6 protein-coding genes are annotated in these 4,589 nt (G+C 72.7%); 4 read left to right on the plus strand and 2 right to left on the minus strand.

What is annotated here, in order from left to right; genetic code table 11:
- A partial coding sequence (locus tag OOT08_RS14590) for a GNAT family N-acetyltransferase (protein WP_325093513.1) occupies positions 1-501 on the plus strand: 501 nt, incomplete at its 5' end.
- 188 nt (positions 502-689) lie between these two features.
- Positions 690-1,874: a bifunctional 2-methylcitrate synthase/citrate synthase gene (locus OOT08_RS14595; protein WP_325093514.1), complete on the plus strand. Its 1,185-nt coding sequence runs from the start codon at positions 690-692 to the stop codon at positions 1,872-1,874.
- Positions 1,875-1,893: 19 nt separating this feature from the next.
- Here the strand turns inward: OOT08_RS14595 and OOT08_RS14600 are convergent, their stop codons facing one another.
- Positions 1,894-2,475, minus strand: a complete 582-nt coding sequence (locus tag OOT08_RS14600) for a YdeI/OmpD-associated family protein (protein ID WP_325093515.1) — start codon at positions 2,473-2,475, stop codon at positions 1,894-1,896.
- A gap of 82 nt (positions 2,476-2,557) precedes the next feature.
- Positions 2,558-3,322, minus strand: coding sequence for a metal-dependent hydrolase (locus tag OOT08_RS14605; RefSeq protein WP_325093677.1), 765 nt, complete (start codon positions 3,320-3,322; stop codon positions 2,558-2,560).
- Positions 3,323-3,556: 234 nt separating this feature from the next.
- Between OOT08_RS14605 and OOT08_RS14610 the strand changes: the two genes are divergently transcribed.
- Positions 3,557-4,363, plus strand: coding sequence for a thymidylate synthase (locus OOT08_RS14610; protein ID WP_325093516.1), 807 nt, complete (start codon positions 3,557-3,559; stop codon positions 4,361-4,363).
- The coding region (locus tag OOT08_RS14615; RefSeq protein WP_325093517.1) for a dihydrofolate reductase at positions 4,360-4,589 on the plus strand (230 nt) is incomplete at its 3' end. The genes OOT08_RS14610 and OOT08_RS14615, both read left to right, overlap by 4 nt.

The raw sequence follows: 4,589 nt of genomic DNA on the forward strand, positions 1-4,589 counted from the left end.
TTCTTCGAGTACCCCTGGACCCGCTGGGCCCTCCCTGAGGAGGACTATGCGCAGCGGCTGGAGGAGACCCAGCGCCTGTACCTGCGCCACGCCCTCGACCACGGGCTCGTGGTCGTCGAGGACGGCGGGCGGGCCGTGGCGGCGTTCCTGCCCGCGGACGCGCCCGCGCCCGCGGAGGCCGTGCAGCGTCGCGTTGCCGAGCTGCACGGGGATCGGCTCGCGGCCCTCGCCTCGCTCGCGCTGCCCGCGGCGCCCGCCGGCAGCTGGACGCTGGAGACGGTCGGCGTGGATCCCGCCCACCAGGGGGCCGGGCTCGGCACCGCCGTGACGCGGGCGGGCCTCGGCTACATCGACGCCCGCGGCGACGTCGTCGCGCTGGAAACCTCTGATGAGCGCAACGTTCGCCTCTACGAGCGGCTCGGCTTCGCCGTCGTCGCGCACACCGAGGTGCCGGGCGGCCCAGGCGTGACCTCGATGGTCCGGCCAACCCAGCGGGGCTGATCCAGCCCCGGGGAGCCGCCCCTGCCCCTGTTTGTATACTGAACGCGGAATTTATCGGGATATACTCGCCCATTCGCCCCTCATTGTATACACTGAGGGGGTCGAGGGATATCCCCTCGGCGTGACCCGTGCCTGGGTGCGCCGGGAGGGTTCCGGACTGAGTAGCGTTTGAGAGCAAAGGAGCAATCATGGCGGAGAACGAAATCAGGAAGGGCCTGGCCGGCGTCGTCGTGGACGAGACCGCCGTGTCGAAGGTCAACCCGGACACGAACAGCCTGCTGTATCGCGGCTACCCCGTGCAGGAGCTCGCCGCGACCCAGCCCTTCGAGGCGGTCGCCTCCCTGCTCTGGAACGGCGAGCTGCCGAGCGATCAGCAGCTCGCGCAGCTGCGCGCCGAGGAGCGCCGCCACCGGCCGCTCGACGCCCGCGTGAAGGCCGCGATCGACCTGCTCCCGCTGAACGCCCACCCGATGGACGAGGTGCGCACCGCGGTCAGCGTGATCGGCGCCTCGGACGGCTCCGGCTCCGTGCTGGATGCCTCGGGCAGCCCCGAGGAGAACCTCGCCAAGAGCATCCGGCTCTACGCCGCGCTGCCCGCGATTGTCGCCTACGGCCAGCGCCGCCGCCGCGCCCTCGACCTCGTCGAGCCCCGGGACGACCTGGACTACGCCGCGAACTTCCTCTGGATGACCTTCGGCGAGGAGTCCGACCCCGTCGTGGTCGACGCCTTCAACCGCTCGATGACGCTGTACGCCGAGCACTCCTTCAACGCCTCGACCTTCACGGCTCGGGTCATCACCTCCACGCTGTCCGACCTGTACTCCGCGGTCGTGGGCGCCATCGGCGCGCTCAAGGGGCCGCTGCACGGCGGCGCGAACGAGGCCGTGCTGCACATCATGACCGAGATCGGCTCCGCCGCGAACGTGACCGCCTGGCTCGACACGGCGCTCGCCGAGAAGCGGAAGATCATGGGCTTCGGGCACCGGGTCTACAAGAAGGGCGACTCGCGGGTGCCCACCATGAAGGCCGCGCTCGACACCCTCGTTGCGCACTACGACCGCCCCGACGTCGCCGAGCTCTACACGACGCTCGAGAGCGAGTTCGTGTCCCGCAAGGGCATCTACCCCAACCTGGACTACCCCTCCGGCCCGGCCTACAACCTGATGGGCTTCGACACCCTCACCTTCACCCCGCTGTTTATCGCCTCGCGCGTGACCGGGTGGACGGCGCACATCATGGAGCAGGCCGCCTCGAACGCCCTCATCCGCCCGCTCTCCGCCTACAACGGCGTCGAGGAGCGACACATCGAGGGCTACGTCCCCGACGAGCTGACCCTCGCCGCCGCCGAGCGCCCCGAGGAAGCGGGCGCTTAGCGCCGCCCGGCATCGGGCCTCAGCCGCGCAGCGCGGCGAGCGCCCGGGCGATGCGGCGGTCGAGCGCCTCGGCGTTCGGGGCCGTGAGGAGCGGGTGCAGGATCGAGTAGCGGGCCTGCCCGCTGACCGCCGCGAAGGCGGCTGCCGCCTCCGGGTCGGCCGCGAGCGCCGCCGCGAACTCGGGCGGCGGCTCGGCGGCGGCCTGCCCCGCGTAGGCCCGCTCCCAGCGGCCGTCGGCGCGAGCGGCGGCGACCTCGGCGAGGCCGCGCTCGCGCATCCGGCCGGCCGCGCTCAGCTCCCCGACGATGCCGACGTTTCGCGCCGACCAGATCGAGCGCTTCCGGCGCGGGGTGAAGCGCTGCAGGAACGTCGCCGCGTCCCGGGACCGCTTCTGCCCGTCGATCCACCCGCTGCAGAGCGCCTCCTCGAGCGCCTGCGCATAGGACAGGCTTGTCGGTTCCTCGGTGCCCCGCTTCGCGAGCACGAGCCAGAGCCCGTCGTGCAGCGACTCGTTCTCGTCCAGCCAGGCCCGCCAGGCCGCCCGGTCGCGGACGATGCACTCGTCCGGGGCGGGGGTCGTGGGGGTGGGTGTCTCGGCCACGGTGCTCCCTCCTGCCCGGAGCACTCCGAGCACTCCAGTCTCTCAGAGGGCACCGCCCGCGGGCACCCCCTGCAAGCGGGCGTCAGGCGAACGCGGCCCAGACGGTGAGCCCCGCGCCGGCCAGGGCGTAGAGCGTCAGCGTTGCGCCCAGGGCGTGCTCGCGCAGGGAGCCCGTCCGCCCGAGCACGGGCAGCGCGAGGTGCCCGCCCGGGCGCCAGACCGCGCGCAGCCAGGGCACGCCCCGGAGCTGGCGCGGCGGGCGGAGCGTGAGCGGCCACAGCCAGTTCACCCCGCCGACCGTGATGAAGTCGCCGAGCAGGTGCACGACGAAGCCGAGGGTGACGCAGGCGGGGAGCCAGTGCGCCTGCTCGGGCAGGAACCAGGCGAGCGCGCCCCCGCCGAGCACCCCGGCGAGCCAGGCGAGCGGCCAGCGCGGCACGAGGCCGAGCACCCGGAGCGCGACCGCGAGCAGGGCCGCGGTGACCGCGCCCGTGCCGACCGCGAGGGGGCCGTCCGCCCAGGCGGGGGACCAGGCGATGCCGGTGAGCCAGAGCACCGCGAACCAGACCCCGACCGCGGCGAGCAGGGAGTGCAGTCCCTGGCGGTGCCCGCCCGAAAGCGAGCCGACCGCCCCCGTGGCCGCGCGGCCGAGCACGGGCACGGCGTGCGCGATCGTCGCGTTCGGGTGGTCGGCGTCGGGCAGGAGCGCGGCCCCCGCGCACACGAGGGTGCCCGCGAGCACGCCGATCGGGTCGAGGGGCAGTGCGCCGAGCGCGGGGAACAGGGGTACGGTCGCGGTGACCGCGATCCAGGCGGCGGCGCCGGAGACGGCGTGGGTGCTTCCCATCACGGGCGGGCTCTCTTTCTCTCTCGCGCACACGCTTCAGCGGGGGGCGGTGGCGGGTGCGGGCGGGCGGCACGCGTGCCGAGGCCACGTCCGCGAGTGATTCCGCTGTTCACGACGCTACCGGGCACCGCTGACAGCGCGCCCGCCCGCCGCAATTGCGCTGGCGGCGATGCCCGTCCGAACCCGGGGCGTTGCCGAGCCCGTGGGGCCGCCCGCGGGGGTATCCTTGGCTCTATGAGCGCTGTGATTCCGACCCCGTACGAAGACCTGCTCCGCGAGGTCCTGGAGACCGGCACCCCGAAGGGCGACCGCACCGGAACCGGCACGCGCAGCGTCTTTGGGCGGCAGATCCGCTACGACCTCGCCGAGGGCTTTCCGCTGCTCACGACCAAGCGCGTGCACTTCAAGTCCCTCGCGGTCGAGCTGCTCTGGTTCCTCCGCGGCGACGGCAACATCGCCTACCTGCAGGAGCACGGCGTCACGATCTGGGACGAGTGGGCCGACGAAAACGGCGACCTCGGCCCCGTCTACGGCGTGCAGTGGCGCAGCTGGCCCGACACCGACGGCGGCACGATCGACCAGATCGCGAACGTGGTCGAGCAGATCAAGACGAACCCCGACTCCCGCCGCCACATGGTCACCGCCTGGAACCCGGCCGAGGTGCCGAACCAGGCGCTGCCGCCCTGCCACGCGATGTTCCAGTTCTACGTGGCCGACGGCAAACTGTCCTGCCAGCTCTACCAGCGCTCCGCGGACCTGTTCCTCGGGGTGCCCTTCAACATCGCGAGCTACGCGATGCTCACCCAGATGATCGCCGAGCAGACCGGCCTCGGCCTCGGCGAGTTCGTCTGGACCGGGGGCGACTGCCACATCTACGACAACCACATCGAGCAGGTCGAACGCCAGCTCTCCCGCGAGCCCTTCCCCTACCCGACGCTGAAGATCGCCCCGCGCGAGAGCATCTTCGACTACGAGTTCGAGGACTTCGAGGTGGTCGGCTACGAGCACCACCCGGGCATCAAGGCCCCGGTGGCGGTGTGAGCGGGGCCGCCCCGCGGCTCGGCCTGATCTGGGCCCAAGCCGACAACGGCGTGATCGGCCGCGACGGCGTAATGCCCTGGCACCTGCCCGGCGACCTCGCCCACTTCAAGCGGGTCACCCTGGGCGCGCCCGTGATCATGGGCCGCCGCACCTGGGACTCGCTCCCCGAACGCTTCCGCCCCCTGCCGGGCCGCCGGAACATCGTCGTCACCCGCAACGCGGACTG

Source organism: Leucobacter sp. M11 (assembly GCF_035726885.1).
Taxonomy (GTDB): Bacteria; Actinomycetota; Actinomycetes; order Actinomycetales; family Microbacteriaceae; genus JAPFRB01.

Bases quoted from the DNA above. Each gene is read 5' to 3' on its own strand.
- OOT08_RS14595 (WP_325093514.1), top strand. From the start codon at position 690: ATGGCGGAGAACGAAATCAGGAAGGGCCTGGCCGGCGTCGTCGTGGAC.
- OOT08_RS14605 (WP_325093677.1), bottom strand. From the start codon at position 3,322: ATGGGAAGCACCCACGCCGTCTCCGGCGCCGCCGCCTGGATCGCGGTC.
- OOT08_RS14610 (WP_325093516.1), top strand. From the start codon at position 3,557: ATGAGCGCTGTGATTCCGACCCCGTACGAAGACCTGCTCCGCGAGGTC.